This is a genomic window from Streptomyces sp. NBC_00727, from assembly GCF_045161745.1.
Lineage (GTDB): Bacteria > Actinomycetota > Actinomycetes > Streptomycetales > Streptomycetaceae > Streptomyces.
Genome location: NZ_CP108981.1, coordinates 5,084,888 through 5,104,683 on the forward strand (window position 1 = coordinate 5,084,888; position 19,796 = coordinate 5,104,683).

A 19,796-nucleotide genomic window follows, 5' to 3' on the forward strand; every position below is an offset into this window, starting at 1 on the left:
GGACCAACGGCCGACCCGCGCCCCCTAAGGGTCGTAGGGGACATCAACCGATCGGCTGATGCCGGTCCGAGCGCGATGGCCGATACCGCCGCCGGCCCGCCGCGCGGATGCTCGTGCCATGGCAATCATCGAAGCGAACGGGGTGCGCAAGGCCTACGCCGGCCGCCCCGTGGTCGACGGGGTCTCCTTCGCCGTCGACGAGGGGGAGATCTTCGGGATTCTCGGCCCCAACGGCGCGGGCAAGACCACCACCGTCGAGTGCGTCGCGGGGCTGCGGGTCCCCGACGCCGGCACCGTCCGGGTCGCCGGCCTGGACCCGGTCGCCGACCGCGAGCGGGTGACCGGACTGCTCGGCACCCAGCTCCAGGAGAGCGAACTCCAGCCCAAGATCACCGTACGGGAGGCGCTGGACCTGTACAGCGCGTTCTACCCCGAGCCCGCCGACTGGCGCCCGCTCGCCGAACGGCTCGGCCTGCACGACAGGCTGGACACCCGCTTCCACCGGCTCTCCGGCGGCCAGAAGCAGCGCCTGTCCATCGCGCTCGCCCTCGTCGGCCGGCCCCGCGTCGTCATCCTCGACGAGCTGACCACCGGCCTGGACCCCCGCGCCCGGCGCGACACCTGGCAGCTGATCGAGGACGTGCGGGACGGCGGCGTCACCGTCGTGCTCGTCACCCACTTCATGGAGGAGGCCCAGCGCCTCTGCGACCGCATCGCCGTCATCGACAAGGGGCGCGTCGTCGCGCTCGACACCCCGGCCGGTCTCGTCGCCGGCGCCGACGGCTCCACGGTCATCTCCTTCACGCCCTCCGAGCCGCTGCCCGACGCCGGACTCGCGGGCCTGCCCGGTGCGGTGTCGTACGAGACCGAGGGCGGCCGGGTCGTCATCAACGGCACCGACGAGACCGTCAACGCCGTCATCTCGCTGCTGGCCAGGCGCGGCGTCACCGCGCACCGCCTCCGCGTCGCCGAAGCCACCCTCGACGACGCCTTCCTCGACCTCACCGGCCCCGCCGACGGGCGCGGACCCACAGAAAGGGCAACCTGAGATGGCCACAGCGCACACCGCCCCCGCCGCCGCGCCCCGCACCGCCGTGCCCGGCGCGACGCTCGCCGTCCTCAAGTCGGAGACCCGGCTCTTCCTCCGCGAACCCGGCAGCCTCTTCTGGATCGTGGTCTTCCCGACCGTGCTCCTGGTGATCCTCGGCCTCGTCCCGTCCTTCCGGGAGCACGACGACGGGCTCGGCGGCCGGCGCGTCATCGACCTGTACGTGCCCGTCGCGGTGCTGCTCGCACTGATCATGTCCGGGCTCCAGGCGATGCCGCCCGTCCTGACCGGCTACCGCGAACGCGGCATCCTGCGCCGCATGTCCACCACCCCGGTGCGGCCCTCCGCCCTGCTCGGCGCGCAGATCGCGCTGCACGGCGCGGCCGCGCTCGTCTCCGCCCTGCTGGTCATCACCGTCGGCCGGACCGCCTTCGGAGTGCGGCTGCCCGACCAGCCGTTCGGCTATCTGCTGGCGCTGCTGCTCGCGGTCGCCTGCGTCCTCGCCCTCGGCTCGCTGATCTGCTCCGTCTCCCGTACGACGAAGATCTCCGCCGCCGTCGGCTCGGTCGTGTACTTCGCGATGATGTTCACCGCGGGTGTCTGGGTCCCGGTGCAGGCCATGCCGGACGCGCTCCGCCGCGTCGTCCAGGCCACCCCCTTCGGCGCCGCGTCCCAGGCGCTGGACCAGGCGGCCCGGGGCGGCTGGCCGGGCTGGGGCCACCTCGGCGCGGTCGCCGCGTGGGCGGTGGTCGCGGGCTGGGCCGCCAACCGTACGTTCCGCTGGCAGTAGAAGGGGGCCCGGGGTGCGGGGGAGACTGGCGGCCATGAGCGCACAGGTCACGACGGCCGAGCAGTGGTGGGGGCGGTTCTTCCGGTACGGCCCGTACGGGCTGCTCGGCCTGGCCGCCATCGTCTCGGCCGTCTCCCGGAACCTTGTCATGTCCCCGGCCGACGAGCGCGCCGCCATGGTCCTCCTCCCGGCGGCGCTCCTCCTCCAGCTGTGGTGGTCCCGGAGCGCCCCCGGCGGGGCCCGGCGCACCGGCGTGTACTACTTCACCGCCCGCACCCTGCTGGCCCTCGGGCTCACCTGGTGCAACCCCTTCTTCTCCATCTACGCGGTGCTCGGCTACTTCGACGCCGCCCGGGTGCTCCCCGAGCGCGGCATCCGGCCCGGCCTGCTCGCGGTCGCCGTCATCATGGCGGGCGCGCAGAGCGGCAGCCCCCTGCCGCCCGCCACCCTGATGAACTGGGTCGTCTTCGGCGTCGTGCTCGCCGTGCACGCGACCCTCACCATGATCTTCGCCCAGATCGGGGTCCGGGAGGCCGAGCAGGACCAGGCCCGGACCGCCACCATCAGCGCCCTGGAGTCCGCCAACGCCCGCCTGGAGCAGGCCCTCGCGGAGAACGCCGGACTCCACGCCCAGCTCCTCGTCCAGGCCCGCGAGGCCGGGGTGGCCGACGAGCGGCGCCGGCTGGCCGCGGAGATCCACGACACCATCGCCCAGGGCCTCACCGGCATCATCGCCCAGCTCCAGGCCGCCGGCTCCACCGCCGACACCGACCCGGGCCTCGCCCGCGAACACCTGGTCCGGGCCGCCGACCTGGCCCGGCACAGCCTGGGCGAGGCCCGCCGCTCCGTGCACAACCTGCTGCCCGCCGCCCTGGAGCACGACGACCTGCCCGGCGCACTCGGGAAGACGGTCACCACCTGGTCCCGGCGCACCGGTGTACGCGCCGAGTTCACCGTCACCGGCACCGTCGAACCCCTCCACGACGAGGTCGGCGCCACCCTGCTCCGCATAGCCGAGGAGGCCCTGGCCAACGCCGGCCGGCACGCGGAGGCGTCCCGGGCCGGGGTCACCCTCTCCTACATGGGCGACGAGATCACCCTCGACGTCCGCGACGACGGCCGCGGCTTCGACCCGGCGGCGCTGCCCCCGTACCGGGGCGCCGGCGGCTTCGGACTCGGCGGGATGCGCTCCCGCGCCGAACGCATCGCGGGCACCGTCGAGGTGGAGACCGGACCCGGCCTCGGCACGGCGGTCTGCGCCCGCGTCCCGATGGTGCCGCACGCCCGGGACGCCGCCTGACGCCCCGGGACCGTCCCGTACGGTGTGCGTCATGGACCGGGAACCCGCGCGCGTCATCACGCTGATCGTCGTCGACGACCACCCCGTCGTACGGGACGGACTGCGCGGGATGTTCGCCGCCGCACCGGAGTTCCGGGTGCTCGGGGAGGCGGCCGACGGGGTCGAGGGCGTCGAGATGGCAGCCCGGCTCGACCCCGACGTGGTGCTGATGGACCTCCGGATGCCGGGCGGCGGCGGGGTCGCCGCGATCACCGAGCTGACCCGGCGCGGCGCCCGCTCCAAGGTCCTCGTCCTCACCACGTACGACACCGACTCCGACACCCTGCCCGCGATCGAGGCGGGCGCGACCGGCTACCTCCTCAAGGACGCGCCCCGCGAGGAGCTGTTCACCGCCGTCCGGGCCGCCGCCGAGGGCCGGACCGTGCTCTCACCGGCCGTCGCCTCCCGGCTCGTCTCGGCCGTACGCGCCCCGGCCGCCGCCGGCAACGAGACGCTGTCCGCCCGCGAGCGCGAGGTGCTGACGCTGGTCGCCCGGGGGACCTCCAACCGGGAGATCGCCGCCGGACTGTTCATCAGCGAGGCCACCGTGAAGACCCACCTCACGCATCTGTTCGCCAAGCTGGGCGTCAAGGACCGGGCAGCCGCCGTGGCCGCCGGCTACGAGCGCGGCGTCCTCGGCTAAGACAGGTCCTAGCTAGGGGGCGTCCTCACTCCCGTACGCGCAGCAGCAGCACCGAACGCTCCGGCACCGTCAGCCGCTCGCCGCCCCGGTGGACCGTGCCCGGCGCCTCGGCCTGGTCGTCGCGCGAGGTGTCCAGGACCAGTTCGTACGCCTGCGCCCACGGTGGCCCCGGCAGCAGGAACCGGGCCGGGAGGTGGCCCGCGTGCAGGACGGCCAGGAAGCTGTCGTCGGTCACCTGCTCACCGCGGGCGTCCCGGCCCGGGATGTCCCGGCCGGAGAGGTAGAGCCCGACCGTCGCGGCCGGCGCGTACCAGTCGGACTCGGTCATCTCCGCGCCCTCGCCGGTGAACCACGCCAGGTCCCGCAGCCCGTCCGGGGCCTGCGGCCGGCCGGAGAAGAACGCCCGCCGGCGCAGCACGGGATGGCGGTGGCGCAGCGAGAGAACCCGGGCGGTCAGCGCGGTCAGCTCCCGCCACTCGGGCTGTTCCAGGAGCGACCAGTCCACCCAGCCGGTCTCGTTGTCCTGGCAGTACGCGTTGTTGTTGCCGCCCTGGGTGCGGCCCATCTCGTCGCCGGCCACCAGCATCGGCACCCCGGTCGACAGGAGCAGCGTGGTGAGCAGGTTGCGCAGCTGCCGGCGCCGCAGCGCGTTGACGTCCGCGTCGTCCGTCTCGCCCTCGGCGCCGCAGTTCCACGCCCGGTTGTCCGAGGTGCCGTCCCGGTTGTCCTCGCCGTTGGCCTCGTTGTGCTTGCCCTGGTAGCTCACCAGGTCGCGCAGGGTGAACCCGTCGTGCGCGGTGACGAAGTTGACCGAGGCGTACGGGCGCCGCCCGCCCCAGGCGTACAGGTCGCTGGAGCCGGTCAGCCGGTAGCCGAGGTCCCGTACGTCGGGCAGCGCGCCGCGCCAGAAGTCCCGCACGGTGTCCCGGTAGTGGTCGTTCCACTCGGTCCACAGCGGCGGGAAGGCGCCCACCTGGTAGCCGCCGTTGCCCACGTCCCAGGGTTCGGCGATGAGCTTGACCCGGCGCAGCACCGGGTCCTGGGCGATCACCGCGAGGAACGGGGAGAGCATGTCGACGTCGTGCATGGAGCGGGCGAGCGCCGCCGCGAGGTCGAAGCGGAAGCCGTCGACGCCCATCTCGGTCACCCAGTACCGCAGCGAGTCGGTGATGAGGCGCAGCACGTTCGGCTGGACGACGTGCAGGGTGTTGCCGCAGCCGGTGTAGTCGGCGTACCGGCGGGCGTCGCCCTGGAGCCGGTAGTAGCCGCGGTTGTCGATGCCGCGCAGGGAGAGCATCGGGCCCAGCTCGCCCGCCTCCGCGGTGTGGTTGTAGACGACGTCGAGGATGACCTCGATGCCCGCGTCGTGCAGGGCCCGGACCATCCGTTTGAACTCGCCGACCTGCCCGCCCGCCGTGCCGCTCGCCGAGTAGCCGGCGTGCGGGGCGAAGTAGCCGATCGAGTTGTAGCCCCAGTAGTTGCGCAGGCCGCGCCGCAGCAGATGGTCCTCGTGGGCGAACTGGTGCACCGGCAGCAGCTCCACGGCCGTCACCCCGAGGCGCTTCAGATGGCCGGTCGCCGCCGGGTGGGCGAGCCCGGCGTAGGTGCCGCGCAGCTCCTCGGGGATGCCGGGGTGGCGCCGGGTGAAGCCCTTGACGTGCAGTTCGTAGATGACGGAGTCCGCCCAGGGCGTCTTCGGCCTGCGGTCGTCGGCCCAGTCGTCGTCGTCATGGACGACGACCCCTTTGGGGACGTACGGGGCGGAGTCCCGTTCGTCGCGGACGGTGTCGGCGACCTGCTGGTCGGGCCAGTCCCTCACATGGCCGTACGCCTCGGCCGGAAGGGTGAATTCGCCGTCCACGGCCCGGGCGTAGGGATCGAGGAGGAGCTTCGCCGCGTTCCACCGGGCGCCCGTCCACGGGTCCCACCGTCCGTGCACCCGGTAGCCGTACCGCCGGCCCGGCCGTACCCCGGGTACGAAGCCGTGCCAGATCTCGTGGGTGAGCTCCGTGAGGGCGAGCCGGGTCTCCGTGCCGTCCTCGTCGAAGAGGCACAGTTCGACGGCTTCCGCGCCGCCCGCCCACAGGGCGAAATTGGTGCCCGCGACCCCGTCCGGGCCGGTCCTGAAGCGGGCTCCGAGGGGCATCGGCGCCCCCGGCCACACCGCGGGCGGGCACGGTCCGGGAGCGGGGGCGGCGGCCCGCTCCACTACGGCCCCGGTCGTCGCCGCGTCCGTCCTCGGCACTGCCTCCTGCTCGGCTGCGCTCGACACCTGCTCGCCTCCCGCGGCTCGTGGGACCGGCACCGGAAAGGGGGCGCGCGGCGTCCCGGCCGCGGCTCCCCGAGTGTGGTCGTCCCCTGTGTTCTGCCCACCGGGCGGCACCCACTCACGTTTCCCCCGACCGGCCCCCGTCGTTGGGGGGACGTGACTCACGTAGCGAAGAAGGCAGGGGCGAGGGCCCTTCGTTTGGATCAGGCCGGGCCGGGAGTGCTCGCCGTACTGGTCCTCCTGGCCGTGCTGACGGGCTGTTCGGGAACCGGTTCGTTCATGGGCGGGAAGCCGAGGTCGCCGCAGGAGGCGATCCGGATCACCCCGGCCGACCGGGCCGAGGACGTCCGGGCGGACGAACGGCTGGAGGTGGAGGTCCCCGACGGCCGGCTGGAGAGCGTCCGGGTGCGGCGGATCGAGGACGCGCAGGAACAGGAGGTACCGGGCCGGATCGCCGAGGACGGCAGGTCGTGGGCGCCGAAGAAGGGCGCGCGGCTGGGGCTGGCCGCGAAGTACAGCGTGGACGCGGTCGCCGTGGACGGCGGCGGCCACCGCGCGGCCCGCCACACCACGTTCACCACCGCGGTCCCCAAGGACCGCTTCATCGGGTACTTCAAGCCGGAGAACCGCTCGACCGTGGGCACCGGCATGATCGTGTCCTTCGAGTTCAACCGCCCGGTCACCCGGCGTGCGGCGGTGGAGCGGGCGATCCGGGTGACCGCCGATCCGCCGGTGGCGGTGGCCGGGCACTGGTTCGGGAAGACCCGGCTCGACTTCCGCCCGGCCGCCTACTGGGAGCCCGGCACCGAGGTCACCGTGGACATCGGGCTGGCCGACGTGGAGGGGGCGCCGGGGGTGTACGGCAGCCAGCGCAAGACCGTGCGGTTCACGGTGGGCCGGGAGCAGATCTCCCGGGTGGACTCGGAGGCGCACACCATGGAGGTGCGCCGGGACGGGCGGCTCGTCTCCACGGTCCCAATCACCGCGGGCTCCCCGACGACCACCACGTACAACGGCAAGATGGTGGTCAGCGAGATGCACGAGGTGACGCGGATGGACGGTCGGACCGTGGGCTTCGGTGGCGAGTACGACATCAAGGACGTGCCGCACGCCATCCGGCTGACGAAGTCCGGCACCTTCCTCCACGGCAACTACTGGTCCGACGAGGAGGTGTTCGGCTCCACCAACGTCAGCCACGGCTGCATCGGGCTGCGGGACGTCCAGGGCGGCAGCGGCTCGACCCCGGCCGGCTGGTTCTTCGACCGCACCCTCATCGGGGACGTCGTCGAGGTGGTCAATTCCCCGGACAAGACGGTCGCACCGGACAACGGGCTCGGCGGCTGGAACCTCGGCTGGGCCCGGTGGCGGGCGGGTTCCGCGCTCCGGTAGGGCATGTCCTGGTGGTGCGGGGGCAACCCCGCGGCCACTTGGGACGGAACGGTGACATTCCCGGGAAGATCTACCCACAGTCGATGTGATTATCTCTTTGCTGAGCGCGCATTGTGCAGCGCGCGGGGGTGGGAACCCACGGGTTCCCGTGGCCTCGGCGGGGCCGGGCCGTGTGAGGGGAGACGACCACATTGAACGGGCAGCCGATATCGGGGACATCGGCCGGGGGCGGCAGGCGGCGTGTGCGGAGGGCGACCGGTCTGCCGGCCCTGGCGGTCGGTGCGCTGTTGCTGCTGGTGACGGCGTGCGGCGGGGGAGACGCCGAGGGCGGAGCCGGCGACGGCAAGGCCGACGGGGTCAAGGAGGACACCAGCGCCTCGCAGGCGGTGGTGACCGTCGCGCCCAAGGACGGGACCGACGACGTCGCCACGAGCGGGGCACTGAAGGTCACGGCCGCGCAGGGCAAGCTGACCGTCGTCAAGGTCTCGGACCCCAAGGGTGGCGACGTCGAGGGGAAGATCGCGGCGGACGGCGCGAGCTGGGTGCCCGACCAGCACCTGGCCTCGGCGACCAAGTACAAGGTCCACGCGGTGGCCAAGGACGCGAAGGGCCGTGAGTCCGCCAAGGACACCACCTTCACCACGCTCGTCCCGAAGAACACCTTCATCGGCCAGTACACCCCGGAGGACGGCTCGACGGTCGGCGTCGGCATGCCCGTCTCCATCCACTTCACCCGGGGCATCACCGACCCGGAGGCCGTCGAGAAGGCCATCGAGGTGACCGCCGAGCCCGCCGTCCCCGTCGAGGGCCACTGGTTCGGCAACGACCGGCTGGACTTCCGCCCGGAGGAGTACTGGGCCGCCGGGACCAAGGTGACCGTCGAGCTCAACCTCGACGGCGTGGAGGGGCGGCCCGGCGTCTACGGCAAGCAGGCCAAGACCGTCTCGTTCACCGTCGGCCGCAGCCAGGTCAGCACCGTCGACGCGGACACGCACCGGATGAAGGTCGTCCGTGACGGCAAGCAGATCAAGGACATCCCGATCTCGGCGGGCGCCCCGGCCACCACCACGTACAACGGCCAGATGGTCATCAGCGAGAAGCTGCGGGTGACCCGGATGAACGGCGACACCGTCGGCTTCGGCGGCGAGTACGACATCAAGGACGTGCCGCACGCGATGCGCCTGTCCACCTCGGGCACCTTCATCCACGGCAACTACTGGGGCGGCTCCGGGGTCTTCGGCAACGCCAACACCAGCCACGGCTGCGTCGGCCTCCAGGACCAGCGCGGCGGCGGCGACTCGTCCATGCCGGCCGCCTGGTTCTTCGACCACTCGCTCATCGGCGACGTCGTGGTCGTCAAGAACTCCCACGACAAGACGATCAGCCCGGACAACGGCCTCAACGGCTGGAACATGAGCTGGTCGGAGTGGACCAAGTAGGTCCCCCACCACACACCCCGGCGGGCCCGGTACCGAGATCCACGGTGCCGGGCCCGCCCGCGTCCGCCGTGACCAACGGCACCGCCCCCGGCCCGTGCCGCCCCCCGTGCGCCGGTCGGTCTAACCTGCACCCCATGACCGTAACCCTCGAAGTAAGCGACGGCGTCGGCACCATCCGCCTCGACCGCCCGCCGATGAACGCCCTGGACGTCGCGACCCAGGACCGGCTGCGAGAACTCGCCGAAGAGGCGTCCCGGCGCGACGACGTGCGCGCCGTGGTGCTCTACGGCGGCGAGAAGGTGTTCGCGGCGGGCGCGGACATCAAGGAGATGCAGGCCATGGACCACGCGGCGATGGTGCTGCGGTCCAAGGCGCTCCAGGACTCCTTCACCGCCGTCGCCCGCATCCCCAAGCCCGTCGTCGCGGCCGTCACCGGCTACGCGCTCGGCGGCGGCTGCGAGCTGGCCCTCTGCGCGGACTTCCGCATCGCCGGGGAGAACGCGAAGCTCGGCCAGCCGGAGATCCTGCTCGGCCTCATCCCGGGCGCCGGCGGCACCCAGCGGCTCGCCCGGCTGGTGGGCCCCGCCAAGGCCAAGGACCTCATCTTCACCGGCCGCCACGTCAAGGCCGAAGAGGCCCTGACGATGGGCCTGGTGGACCGCGTGGTGCCCGCCGCCGAGGTCTACGAGCAGGCGCACGCATGGGCGGCCAAGCTGGCGAAGGGGCCGGTGCTGGCCCTGCGCGCGGCCAAGGAGGCGGTGGACGCCGGACTGGAGACCGACATCGACACGGGCCTCACGATCGAGCGCACGTGGTTCGCCGGTCTGTTCGCCACGGAGGACCGGGAGCGCGGAATGCGCAGCTTCGTGGAGGAGGGTCCGGGCAAGGCGAAGTTCCTCTGACCGAACGCCGGTTGAGAACGACAACGGGGGCGTTCATCCGTGCGGGCGGATTAGCGGAACCTTAAGGGAACCTTAAGAAGCTCCGCGCCCGGCCCGTCGGCGAACCCGACCGGAAGCGCCGTTGGCGCAGGTCAGAAGGGGTATTCTAAGAGGCATTCTGCCCCTGGCATATGCCATCCCCCCCTCGGGGGACGGCTGATTACGGGTCGGGGATTCCCCCGGAACGGCCCCGGAAGGCCCGCCGTGCGGCCATGATGGTGTGCATGGCGGGCCTGGAGGGTGTGGAGCAGCCGCGACCGCGCAGCAGCGCGACAGCGGCACGGAGAATGCCGGCCGTCGAGGACGAACAAGCGTTCAAAGCGCTGGAGTTGTTCGGAAACCCGACGGAGGAGGAAGTCCGGCTGCCCTCCCGTCCGGAGTCCGCGGCCACCGCCCGCCGGCTCACCTCGTGCGTCGTCCTCCACCAGTGGGCGCTCTCCCCGCAGGCCGCCGAACACGCCGTCCTGCTCGTCTCCGAACTGGTCGGGAACGCCGTGCGGCACACCGGCGCCCGGGTTTTCGGGCTGCGCATGCTCCGCCGTCGCGGCTGGATCAGGATCGAGGTGCGCGACCCCTCGCGCGGCCTGCCGTGCCTCATGCCGGTCCGGGAGATGGACATCAGCGGCCGGGGCCTCTTCCTCGTGGACAAGCTCTCCGACCGGTGGGGCGTGGACCTCTTACCCCGGGGCAAGACCACCTGGTTCGAGATGCGCATCTCCGACCGCTGACCTCCCCCGCGCGGCCGCCCGGCAAGACAGAAGCCCCCGTGTCGGCCGTGGTACGGCGCCTCGGGGGCTTCTGTGGGGGACCGTGAAATGGGGGGTGTGTTCACGGCCGCTCATGACGACCTGGCCCGGGTCAATGGGGGTCGTGCCACCGACTATGGCAGACGGACGACTCCATAGCCAAAGCCTCGAATGCCTCATTCTTTGCCTTCTTTGGACAATTCAGCGAGGAAACGTAGGTGTGTTGGGTCACTTGCCTGGAAATCCATGAATATCCATGAGTATCCACGCATGATCCATTGGTCGTCCAGGATGTGGACGGCCTGCATGGTGGTGGTCCGCCGGGGGAGTCGGCGGAGTCGGCCGGGATTTTCCGGTCATATCGCCCTACTGTGCAGCCATGGACGCCTCCCACGCACCGGTGCACCGCCGCCACGCCCTGCGGGCGGGAGCCGCCGCGGCCGTCGCCCTCACCGCCGGCTGCCAGGAGCGCGACCCCGGTACGCCCACCCCGGCCGCCACCCGCACGGTCGCCGCGAAGCCCGCCGCCACCGCCGCCGGAGCGCACGCCCCCGCCCCCGTCCCGCGCCGCTTCCCCGGGCAGCCGGCCCAGATCACCAGCGGCCCCCGCGACCGCGCCCGCGTCGCCCTCACCTTCCACGGCCAGGGCGACCCGGCCGTCGCCAGGACCGTGCTCGGCGAGGCCGAACGCGCCGGGGCCCGGGTCACCGTCCTCGCCGTGGGCAGCTGGCTCGACGAACACCCCGAGATGGCCCGCCGCATCCTCGACGGCGGCCACGACCTCGGCAACCACACCCAGCACCACATCGACATCTCCGCGCTCGACGAGACACGGGCGTACGCGGAGATCACCGGCTGCGCCCAGCGGCTGCGCCGGCTCACGGGCTCCATCGGCACCTGGTTCCGCCCCTCGCGCGGCCAGTACGCCACCCCGCTCGTCCAGCGGCTCGCCGCCCGGGCGGGCTACCCGCACGTCCTCTCGTACGACGTGGACTCCCTCGACTTCACCTCGCCCGGCGCCGCGGCCGTCACCCGCAAGGTGGCCGGGGAGATCCGCAACGGATCGGTGGTGAGCCTGCACTTCGGCTACGCGGACACGGTCGCCGCGCTGCCCCTCCTCCTCACTGAAATCGACCGCCGCGGACTGCGCGCGGTGACGACCACGGAGCTGCTGACCTGATGCCTCCCACCACGACCCCACGCACCGCCGTCCTCCTCGGCGGGGTCCTGCTCGCCGTGCTCTCCGGCTGCGGAACCCCCGCGCAGAGGACGGCCGCCACCACCGCGTCCGCGACCCCGAGCGTCCGGGCCCGGCAGGTCACCCCGCCCGAGCCCCCGGGGCTGGCCGGCATGCCGCCGGTGCTGGACCCGGAGAACGTGTACGCGGCCGACGCGCCCGGCAAGCTCTCGCCGGTCGTCAAGGACTTCCCGTCCCGCGTCTACGTGCCCAACACCAACTCCGACACCGTCTCGGTCATCGACCCCGCCACGTACAAGGTCATCGAGACCATCCCGGTCGGCCGGCAGCCGCAGCACGTCGTGCCGTCCTGGGACCTCAAGACGCTCTGGGTCAACAACGACCTCGGCGACAGCCTCACCCCGATCGACCCGGCGACCGGGAAGCCCGGGAAGACGGTCGCGGTATCCGACCCGTACAACCTCTACTTCACGCCCAACGGCAAGTACGCCATCGTGATGGCCTCCATGGACCGCGAGCTGGTCTTCCGGGACGCGCACACCATGAAGACGGCCAAGACCGTGCCGGTCAGCTGCGCGGGCGTCAACCACGCCGACTTCTCCGCCGACGGCCGGTACTTCATCGTCTCCTGCGAGTTCTCCGGCGAACTCCTCAAGGTCGACACCGAGAAGATGAAGGTCGTCGCCCAGCAGAAGCTGCCGTTCGAGGGCGCCATGCCGCAGGACGTGAAGCTGTCCCCGGACGGCGGCACGTTCTACATCGCGGACATGAAGGCCGACGGGATGTGGGTGCTGGACGGCGAGAAGTTCACCACCCCGAAGCTGCTGCCGACCGGCAAGGGCTGCCACGGGCTCTACGTCAGCCGCGACGCCAAGGAGATGTACATCTCCAACCGGGGCGAGGGCTCGGTCTCCGTCTTCGACTTCGCGCACAAGAAGCTGGCGAAGAAGTGGCACCTGCCGAACGGCGGCAGCCCGGACATGGGCGGGGTCTCCGCCGACGGCAAGGTCCTCTGGCTGGCCGGGCGTTACGACGCCGAGGTGTACGCCATCGACACCGCCACCGGCAAGCAGCTCGCCCGCATCCCCGTGGGCAGCGGACCGCACGGCCTCGCCGTCTACCCCCAGCCCGGCCGCTACTCCCTCGGCCACACCGGAGTCTTCCGCTGACCACCGGTCCGCACACCGACCGGCCGCCTCCGAGGCCCCTCGGGGCGCCGGTTAATCTGAGCCCCGTCAGACAGTCATACGAAGGGGCGAACAGTGGCGGACATCGAGTCGGCGCGCAAGGCGTTCGAGCGGTACGACCTGAACGGCGACGGGTTGATCTCGGCCGCCGAGTACAAGAGCGTCATGGCTCAGCTGGGTGACCCCTACGTCACCGAGCCGGTCGCGCAGGCCGTGATCAACTCCCACGACGCGAACGGCGACGGGCTCCTCACGTTCGACGAGTTCTGGGCCGCGCAGAATTAGGGTCTGTCGTTCGGGTCAGGCCGGGGCCCGCGAGCCCGGACCGGCCCGAACGACAGACCCTGAGCCTGATCCCGGGGACGGCGCCGGACGAACGCTCCGGCGCCTCCTCCCTCACCGGTACGGGGGCCAGCCGCGCAGTTCGTCGTCACGCGGGGCCCGTACCAGCGCGGGGGCGCCCGGCCCGAAGCGCATCACCGGGCGCGAGGCGTCCCAGCCCGGCCACCCCGGGTCGCCGTGCGTGGCGAACCGCACCCACGCGGCGTGCATGGAGTCGGCCAGTTCCTGCGGGGCGTCGTACCCCGCGAGCGCGACGGCGTCCGGGCCGCGCAGGGTGTCGAAGACGAAGCCGATCTCCAGCCCGTGGCAGGCACCGAGCCCCTCGACGGGGGAGGGCCAGCCGAACTCGTACAGATGGGTCGTGCCCGGGGCGCGGACGTCGGCCAGCCGGTTCAGCGGCACCCGCAGCAGGACATCGGTGGCGAGCGCGCCGAGCAGTTCGCCGGGCGTGGCCCCGGGCCGGTTGGCGCGGTATGTACGGGTGGTGGCGCGCGGCACCCGGAACTTCAGGAGCGCGAGGCGCAGCCTCGCCCGGGAGAGCCGTTCGGTCAGCCCGCTCGGGACGAACCACAGCCGGTACTCCTCGGTGTTCGACCCCATCAGCAGCCCGACCCCGGACCCGGCCCCGCCGAGCAGGGCCTCCAGGGGGTCGCGGGGCAGCAGCTCGCCGTCCACCACGAGCTGGAAGGAGTGGCCGCCGGTCAGCGGGGAGCCGCCGGCCGTCACCTCGCTCTGCGCGGCCAGCAGCGCGGCCTGGTCCACCCCGGCCAGGCCCCGGGCCGTCGCCGCCACCCCGAGCCGCTTGGCGACGAGCGCGGTGGTCCGCCGGCCCTCGGCCACGGGCAGCGCGGCCGGCACCCCGCTCTGCAGCACCGCCCGCCTGAACAGCCCGCGGGCCCGTGGCGCGGCCAGCAGCGCCCCGACGCCGATGGCGCCCGCCGACTCCCCGCACACCGTGACCCGGTCCGGATCGCCGCCGAACGCCGCGATGTTGTCCCGCACCCAGCCGAGGGCGGCCAGCTGGTCGAGCAGCCCCCGGTTGGCCGGTGCGTCGGGCAGGACACCGAACCCCTCCATGCCCAGCCGGTAGTTGACCGACACGAGCACGACCCCGTCGCGGGCGAACGCCGTCCCGTCGTACAGCGGCAGGGCGGACGAGCCGTGCAGCAGCGAGCCGCCGTGGACCCAGACCAGGACGGGCCGTGCGCCGCGGTCGGGCGCCGGTGTCCACACGTTCAGGTTGAGGCAGTCGTCGCCGGGCACCGAGGGGTCGGCCAGCAGCCGGTTCAGCGGCGGGGTGTACGGCCGCTTGGGCGCGGTCGGCCCGAACGCGGTGGCCGCCCGCACCCCCGTCCAGGGCTCCGGCGGCCCGGTCGGCCCGAAGCGTCGTCCGCCCACCGGGGCGGCTGCGTACGGGATGCCCCGGAACACGGCGATCCCGCGCTCGTGGGTGCCCCGGACGATGCCGTGGACGGTCTCGGCGCGTGGGGCGGGCGGCGGGGGTGGCGCTGTCATGACGTTCCGGCCCTTCCGCGTGCGTCGGGCGTGTTCTCCAGCAGACCACGGACCGGGAGGGGCGGCCAGAGGGGGCCCGCGGCCGCGGGCGGCTTCCGGCACCCACGGCTTCCGGCACCCACGGCTTCCGGCACCCACGGCTTCCGGCCGCCGACGGCTTCCGGCCGCCGACGGGCCCGGGGGTCCGCCGGGGCGGGCGGGGCGAGGAATGTCCGGAAATCGCTGACGCGGGGCCCGCGCCCCGGTCCCGGCCCTCGCCCGCCCTCCCCGTCGGCGGCCGGTCAGGCGGCGAAGTTGCGGGACATGGAGCCGTCCTCGTCGATCTCCGTCAGCTCGGGCCGGGTGTAGCGCTCGGCCCTCGCGTGGTAGTCGAAGTCGCCCCGTACGAGCCCCCGGTAGTCCCGGACACAGCGCTCCAGCGCGGTGCGCGCCGGTCCCTCGATGCCCGCCGCCTCGATCTCCTCGACGAGTTCCTTCTCCGCCCGCTGCACTCGGTCGGCGATACGGCCGAGCAGAATGCCGGCCTCCTCGACCGCCTCCTGGAGTGTGCCGCCCCGGTCACGCTGGATCAGCCGCACGGTGTTGTGCTCATAACCGAGCAATGCCTCCTTCTCGAACGAGCAGATGTCGTTGCAGAGCCCGGAATGGTCGGCGACCGCATTCCGCAGCGCGATATACGCGGGAAGGCTGCGGGCGGATTCCGGCAGGTCGATTCCGGCGGTGATCTCGTGGAGGTCCAGGAAGGGCTGCATCGCCACGGAGTCGCGGCGGTGCTTCACGAAGTCGGCGGTGGTCGGGACATGGCCCGCGGCCCGGTCCACGGCCTCCGCGTAGTACGTCCACAGCCAGGCGGCCGTGTCCCGCCGGAACTGCCGCACCCAGTGCGCCGGCCGGTCCACGCAGGTCCGGGCGAGCAGCTCGTCGAGCGCGTGCTCCATGCGGCCGACGGGGGCGCGGGCGCCGTCGAGCACGTCCACCAGGCGGCCGATCGCGCTCTCGCACCGTCCCGGGTCGCGCCCGGCCGGGCCGTCGTCGAACTCGTCGTCGACGAGGAAGGCCCAGAACAGCCACTGGCAGAAAAGGTCCAGATGCTTCTGTGAGGCCTCGGGGAATATCAGCGAGATCCAGAGTTCCGGACGGGTTCGGATCATTTTCTTGACGGCCACGGGTGACAGGACGAGATCACTGGCCTCGGCCCATTCCCAGGCGGCCTTCTTGGTCTGCTCAACTCCCGGATTGCATCCCGTGCTTTCGAACGGCATGTGGAATTCTGGAAGCGCGATCTTACTCATGGTGCACCTCGTCGAGACGATAAGAACAGGGCAGGGGGATGCGCGAGACGGATACGCGCAGGCGGGAACCGCGGCGGCGAGCGGCGGACGCGCGGCCGGTCGGCGGACGGCCGCCCGCCCCGGTACGGCAGGAGCGCGGTGGGGGCGCCAGGGCCTGCCGACGGCCGCGGCGGCGGCCCGGGGCGGGTGCGGTGGGCGGCCACCGCCGGACACCCGCCCGCCCGCGCCGGACGGCCGTACGCGGCCCGCACGGCCGGAACACGCCGCAGGCGCGCCGGGGCAGGGGCGGCTGTCATCGCTGTCCTCTTTCCTCCGCACGGACCGGGCAGCCGGAGCAGGGCCCGGGCAGCGGACCGCCTGACGTGCGCGGCGGTCGCGTCACCATTCGTCACGTCCAGTGAACCCCCCGTACGCGGGGGAGGGAAGGAGCAGGTGACCGAAAATGTGTGATCGGCAAGAACTCCTGCGCGCTTATGAGCAGTTGGCGCACTCCTGGGTCCATCGCGATGTCGTGCCCCGTGCGAACGTGTGGCCGATTCGGTGCGGCGCGACGCGGGACCCGAAACGCCGATCGCCCGGCCGGGAAACTCCCGGCCGGGCGATCGGCGTACCGCTCGGGGCCTACTGGGCGCCGAAGCGCGAGCGCCAGGCCTCCAGGTCCTCGTCGGTGATCTTGGCGAAGAGCACCGGCGGCACCGAGAACGCGGTCCCGGCCGGCACGGACGCCAGGGCGCGGGCCTCGTCGGCGCTCACCCACGTCGCCGTGTCGTCCGCCAGGGCGAACGCCTCGCGCATGGCCCGCGCGGAGGACGGGATGAACGGCTCCGAGACGACCGCGTACAGGTGGATCAGGTTCATCGCGGTGCGCAGGGTGAGCGCGGCACCCTCCTGGTCGGTCTTGATCTCCAGCCAGGGGGCCTTCTCCTCCAGGTAGGAGTTGCCCGCGCTCCACAGCGCGCGCAGCGCCTGGGCCGCCTTGCGGAACTGGAGCGCCTCCATGTGGCCCTCGTGCTCCGCGAGCAGCCGCGCGATCTCCTCGCCCAGCTTCCGCTCGGCGTCCCCGGCCTCCTTGCCCGCCGGCACGGCGTCGCCGAACCGCTTGCGGGAGAAGGAGAGCACCCGGTTCACGAAGTTGCCGAGGGTGTCGGCGAGGTCCTTGTTCACCGAGGTGGCGAACAGCTCCCAGGTGAAGGACGTGTCGTCCGACTCCGGGGCCTGCGCCATCAGGAAGTAGCGCCAGTAGTCCGCCGGCAGCAGCTCCAGGGCCGTGTCGGAGAAGATGCCGCGCTGCTGCGACGTCGAGAACTTGCCGCCGTAGTAGTTCAGCCAGTTGAACGCCTTGACCAGGTCCACACGCTTGACCGGCTCGCGGGTGCCGATCTCCATGGCCGGGAACATCACCGTGTGGAACGGGACGTTGTCCTTGGCCATGAACTGCGTGTACCGGACGTCGGACGCCTCGTACCACCAGGACTTCCAGTCCCGGGTCTCCGGCTCCAGGTCCGCCCACTCCTTCGTCGCCCCGAGGTACTCGATGGGGGCGTCGAACCAGACGTAGAAGACCTTGCCCTCGGCCGCCAGCTCCGGCCACGTGTCGGCCGGGACCGGCACGCCCCACTCCAGGTCACGGGTGATCGACCGGTCGTGCAGGCCCTCGGTGAGCCACTTGCGGGCGATCGAGGAGGCCAGGTGCGGCCACTCGTCGCCGGTCTCGTCGATCCACGCCTCGACCTCGCCGGACAGCTTCGACTGGAGGAGGAAGAGGTGCTTGGTCTCCCGGACCTCCAGCTCGCTGCTGCCGCTGATCGCGGAGCGCGGCTCGATGAGGTCGGTCGGGTCCAGCACCCGGGTGCAGTTCTCGCACTGGTCGCCGCGCGCCTTGTCGTACCCGCAGTGCGGGCACGTACCGACGATGTAGCGGTCCGGCAGGAAGCGGTCGTCGGCGATCGAGAACACCTGGCGGATCGCCCGCTCCTCGATGAACCCGTTCTCGTGGAGCTTGCGGGCGAAGTGCTGCGTGATCTCGCGGTTCTCGGCGGAGGAGCTGCGGCCGAAGTAGTCGAAGGAGAGCCCGAAGCCGTCGTAGACCGCCTTCTGCGCGTCGTGCTGCTGCGCGCAGAACTCGTCCACCGGGAGCCCGGCCGCCTTCGCGGCCAGCTCCGCCGGGGTGCCGTGCTCGTCGGTGGCGCAGATGTACAGCGCCTCCTCGCCCCGCTGCCGCAGGTACCGCGTGTACACGTCCGCCGGGAGCATCGACCCGACCAGGTTCCCCAGGTGCTTGATCCCGTTGATGTAGGGGAGCGCGCTGGTGATCAGGTGTCGAGTCATCGTCGGATGCTCCCAATTTCTACTGCGATGAGCCAGGTGCGGCCCGGCAACGGAGTCGAGGTCGGATTCCTGCCGACGCGCACCGGTCGGACGCGGAGCGCGCCGGTGCCGTTGTTGCAGGCCGCCTGCATCCTATCGAATGGGGGGAGGCCGCCCTTACCGGATTTCCGCGCGGGCGGCCAGGGCCCGGTGAAACCGTCTCGGGCCTGTCGGGCGTCCTGGTCTACGGTGTCGTGAGTTGCCGTACGAGGGGGAGGGGCCGTGGAGCGATCCGGGGCAGCGCTTGCCGAGCGCATAGCCGAGCGGAGGAGCGGGGTCGGGGACCCACGGGCGCTGGTCGGCGAGATGCGGCGCGCGGTTCTTCTGGTGCCGATGGCCGGGGACCGGCTGTGGTCGGCTCGGCTGGGCGGGGTGCGGTGGATCCACGGATTCACGGACGAGGTGGCGCTGGCGCGGTTCGTCAGGCTTCACGCCCCGGGTGACCAGCCGTTGGAGTACGCGGCCCTGCTGGGTGCGCGGATCGTGGACGAGATCGTGCCGGCCCTGGGCGAGCCCGCCGGGCTGGCCGTGGACGTCGCGACGGAGGACGGGGCGATGTTCTTCCCGCCGGTCGTCGGCATCGTGCCGGAAGCGGCCGCCGTCGACGCCGGTGAGGCGCGGGAGGTGGGGGCGTGAGCGGCGACGGCGCGGACCTGCGTCTGGACAAGACGTCGGTCGCCAAGTTCACCAAGGGTCTGAACACGACCATCGAAGAGCTCGGGGACCTGGGCGGTGCCACCGGGTCGGTGATGGGCAAGGGGTTCTCGGAGCTGTCGATGACCGGGATGGAGACCGGGCACCACGGCCTCTCGGTCGACTTCGAGGACTTCTGCGAGCGCTGGGAGTGGGGTGTGCGCGCCCTGGTGCGGGACGCCAGCGGGATCGCGGACCGGCTGGGTCTGGCCGCGGGTACGCAGTGGCAGAACGACCAGTACCTCGCGGGCACGCTCAAGGTGGGCGCCAACGCCGTGTTCGGCGGGAACCCGCACGCGACCGAGGAGGAGATCGCGCAACAGGACTGGGGCGACATCTTCACGCCGGACTACCTGAGTCCGGACTACAGCCCCGAGTCGTTCGAGAAGGCCGGCCAGGACATGGGGCAGACCTGGAAGGACACCGGCCGCACGGTCCTCACCGAGGGGTACGGGGGCCGTCAGTCCGACATGTTCAACAGCGCGCTCGGGATCTCCGACGAGCAGTTCGACGGCATGCTGGACGAGACGCTCGGCCCGTCGCCGGAGGAACGCGCGCAGCAGGCACAGCAGCAGAGTGAGCCGGGGGGCAACTGACC

At 72.2% G+C, this 19,796-nt stretch carries 17 protein-coding genes; 13 read left to right on the forward strand and 4 right to left on the reverse strand.

The genetic code is table 11. The features are described 5' to 3' along the window. The first annotated feature begins 118 nt into the window (after window positions 1-118). From OG242_RS23175 to OG242_RS23190, 4 genes are read left to right on the forward strand one after another with little or no spacing between them, the layout of a single operon-like run. Window positions 119-1,048 carry an ABC transporter ATP-binding protein gene (locus OG242_RS23175; protein ID WP_405899978.1) on the forward strand — a complete coding sequence of 310 codons (930 nt, stop codon included), beginning with the start codon at window positions 119-121 and terminating at the stop codon, window positions 1,046-1,048. Between the two features lies 1 nt (window position 1,049). Further along, window positions 1,050-1,838, forward strand: coding sequence for an ABC transporter permease (locus OG242_RS23180; RefSeq protein ID WP_405899979.1), 789 nt, complete (start codon window positions 1,050-1,052; stop codon window positions 1,836-1,838). Between the two features lie 34 nt (window positions 1,839-1,872). Continuing rightward, entirely contained in the window at window positions 1,873-3,138 is a 1,266-nt protein-coding gene (locus OG242_RS23185) for a sensor histidine kinase (RefSeq protein ID WP_405899980.1), read from the forward strand. A 31-nt stretch (window positions 3,139-3,169) separates the two neighbouring features. Continuing rightward, window positions 3,170-3,820: a response regulator gene (locus OG242_RS23190; RefSeq protein WP_405899981.1), complete on the forward strand. Its 651-nt coding sequence runs from the start codon at window positions 3,170-3,172 to the stop codon at window positions 3,818-3,820. A 25-nt stretch (window positions 3,821-3,845) separates the two neighbouring features. Here the strand turns inward: OG242_RS23190 and glgX are convergent, their stop codons facing one another. Then, complete coding sequence (gene glgX, locus OG242_RS23195; protein WP_405899982.1) at window positions 3,846-6,092, reverse strand: glycogen debranching protein GlgX; 2,247 nt, start codon at window positions 6,090-6,092, stop codon at window positions 3,846-3,848. A gap of 153 nt (window positions 6,093-6,245) precedes the next feature. Here glgX and OG242_RS23200 point away from each other — a divergent pair, with 153 nt between their 5' ends. The 7 genes from OG242_RS23200 to OG242_RS23230 all read left to right on the forward strand — a co-directional run bounded on the left by OG242_RS23200 (window position 6,246) and on the right by OG242_RS23230 (window position 13,274). Continuing rightward, window positions 6,246-7,478: an Ig-like domain-containing protein gene (locus tag OG242_RS23200; RefSeq protein ID WP_405899983.1), complete on the forward strand. Its 1,233-nt coding sequence runs from the start codon at window positions 6,246-6,248 to the stop codon at window positions 7,476-7,478. 191 nt (window positions 7,479-7,669) lie between these two features. Beyond that, the gene (locus tag OG242_RS23205) at window positions 7,670-8,917 is read left to right on the forward strand and encodes an Ig-like domain-containing protein (RefSeq protein WP_405899984.1); all 1,248 of its coding nucleotides are present in this window, start codon (window positions 7,670-7,672) and stop codon (window positions 8,915-8,917) included. A gap of 134 nt (window positions 8,918-9,051) precedes the next feature. Continuing rightward, window positions 9,052-9,819: an enoyl-CoA hydratase/isomerase family protein gene (locus tag OG242_RS23210; protein WP_405899985.1), complete on the forward strand. Its 768-nt coding sequence runs from the start codon at window positions 9,052-9,054 to the stop codon at window positions 9,817-9,819. A gap of 251 nt (window positions 9,820-10,070) precedes the next feature. After that, window positions 10,071-10,586 carry an ATP-binding protein gene (locus tag OG242_RS23215; RefSeq protein WP_405899986.1) on the forward strand — a complete coding sequence of 172 codons (516 nt, stop codon included), beginning with the start codon at window positions 10,071-10,073 and terminating at the stop codon, window positions 10,584-10,586. A 397-nt stretch (window positions 10,587-10,983) separates the two neighbouring features. Further along, on the forward strand, window positions 10,984-11,784 hold the full coding sequence (locus OG242_RS23220) for a polysaccharide deacetylase family protein (protein WP_405899987.1): 801 nt from the start codon (window positions 10,984-10,986) through the stop codon (window positions 11,782-11,784). Then, complete coding sequence (locus OG242_RS23225) at window positions 11,784-12,971, forward strand: hypothetical protein (RefSeq protein ID WP_405899988.1); 1,188 nt, start codon at window positions 11,784-11,786, stop codon at window positions 12,969-12,971. The genes OG242_RS23220 and OG242_RS23225 overlap by 1 nt, the downstream gene beginning before the upstream one ends. A 93-nt stretch (window positions 12,972-13,064) precedes the next feature. Next, the gene (locus OG242_RS23230) at window positions 13,065-13,274 is read left to right on the forward strand and encodes an EF-hand domain-containing protein (protein WP_147970975.1); all 210 of its coding nucleotides are present in this window, start codon (window positions 13,065-13,067) and stop codon (window positions 13,272-13,274) included. 111 nt (window positions 13,275-13,385) lie between these two features. On the opposite strand, the gene OG242_RS23235 is transcribed toward OG242_RS23230, so the two are convergent. The 3 genes from OG242_RS23235 to metG all read right to left on the reverse strand — a co-directional run bounded on the left by OG242_RS23235 (window position 13,386) and on the right by metG (window position 18,466). Next, window positions 13,386-14,846, reverse strand: a complete 1,461-nt coding sequence (locus tag OG242_RS23235; protein WP_405899989.1) for a carboxylesterase/lipase family protein — start codon at window positions 14,844-14,846, stop codon at window positions 13,386-13,388. A 281-nt stretch (window positions 14,847-15,127) separates the two neighbouring features. After that, window positions 15,128-16,108, reverse strand: a complete 981-nt coding sequence (locus tag OG242_RS23240; RefSeq protein ID WP_405901705.1) for a terpene synthase family protein — start codon at window positions 16,106-16,108, stop codon at window positions 15,128-15,130. A 651-nt stretch (window positions 16,109-16,759) separates the two neighbouring features. Further along, window positions 16,760-18,466, reverse strand: a complete 1,707-nt coding sequence (metG, locus tag OG242_RS23245) for a methionine--tRNA ligase (RefSeq protein ID WP_405899990.1) — start codon at window positions 18,464-18,466, stop codon at window positions 16,760-16,762. Window positions 18,467-18,727: 261 nt separating this feature from the next. Here metG and OG242_RS23250 point away from each other — a divergent pair, with 261 nt between their 5' ends. Next, on the forward strand, window positions 18,728-19,141 hold the full coding sequence (locus OG242_RS23250; RefSeq protein ID WP_405899991.1) for an SseB family protein: 414 nt from the start codon (window positions 18,728-18,730) through the stop codon (window positions 19,139-19,141). Further along, window positions 19,138-19,794: a hypothetical protein gene (locus tag OG242_RS23255; RefSeq protein ID WP_405899992.1), complete on the forward strand. Its 657-nt coding sequence runs from the start codon at window positions 19,138-19,140 to the stop codon at window positions 19,792-19,794. Before OG242_RS23250 ends, OG242_RS23255 begins: the two co-directional genes overlap by 4 nt. Window positions 19,795-19,796: the final 2 nt, after the last annotated feature.

Bases quoted from the DNA above. Each gene is read 5' to 3' on its own strand.
- OG242_RS23175 (WP_405899978.1), top strand. From the start codon at position 119: ATGGCAATCATCGAAGCGAACGGGGTGCGCAAGGCCTACGCCGGCCGC.
- OG242_RS23180 (WP_405899979.1), top strand. From the start codon at position 1,050: ATGGCCACAGCGCACACCGCCCCCGCCGCCGCGCCCCGCACCGCCGTG.
- OG242_RS23185 (WP_405899980.1), top strand. From the start codon at position 1,873: ATGAGCGCACAGGTCACGACGGCCGAGCAGTGGTGGGGGCGGTTCTTC.
- OG242_RS23190 (WP_405899981.1), top strand. From the start codon at position 3,170: ATGGACCGGGAACCCGCGCGCGTCATCACGCTGATCGTCGTCGACGAC.
- OG242_RS23210 (WP_405899985.1), top strand. From the start codon at position 9,052: ATGACCGTAACCCTCGAAGTAAGCGACGGCGTCGGCACCATCCGCCTC.
- OG242_RS23215 (WP_405899986.1), top strand. From the start codon at position 10,071: ATGATGGTGTGCATGGCGGGCCTGGAGGGTGTGGAGCAGCCGCGACCG.
- OG242_RS23220 (WP_405899987.1), top strand. From the start codon at position 10,984: ATGGACGCCTCCCACGCACCGGTGCACCGCCGCCACGCCCTGCGGGCG.
- OG242_RS23225 (WP_405899988.1), top strand. From the start codon at position 11,784: ATGCCTCCCACCACGACCCCACGCACCGCCGTCCTCCTCGGCGGGGTC.
- OG242_RS23235 (WP_405899989.1), bottom strand. From the start codon at position 14,846: ATGACAGCGCCACCCCCGCCGCCCGCCCCACGCGCCGAGACCGTCCAC.
- OG242_RS23240 (WP_405901705.1), bottom strand. From the start codon at position 16,108: ATGCCGTTCGAAAGCACGGGATGCAATCCGGGAGTTGAGCAGACCAAG.
- metG (WP_405899990.1), bottom strand. From the start codon at position 18,466: ATGACTCGACACCTGATCACCAGCGCGCTCCCCTACATCAACGGGATC.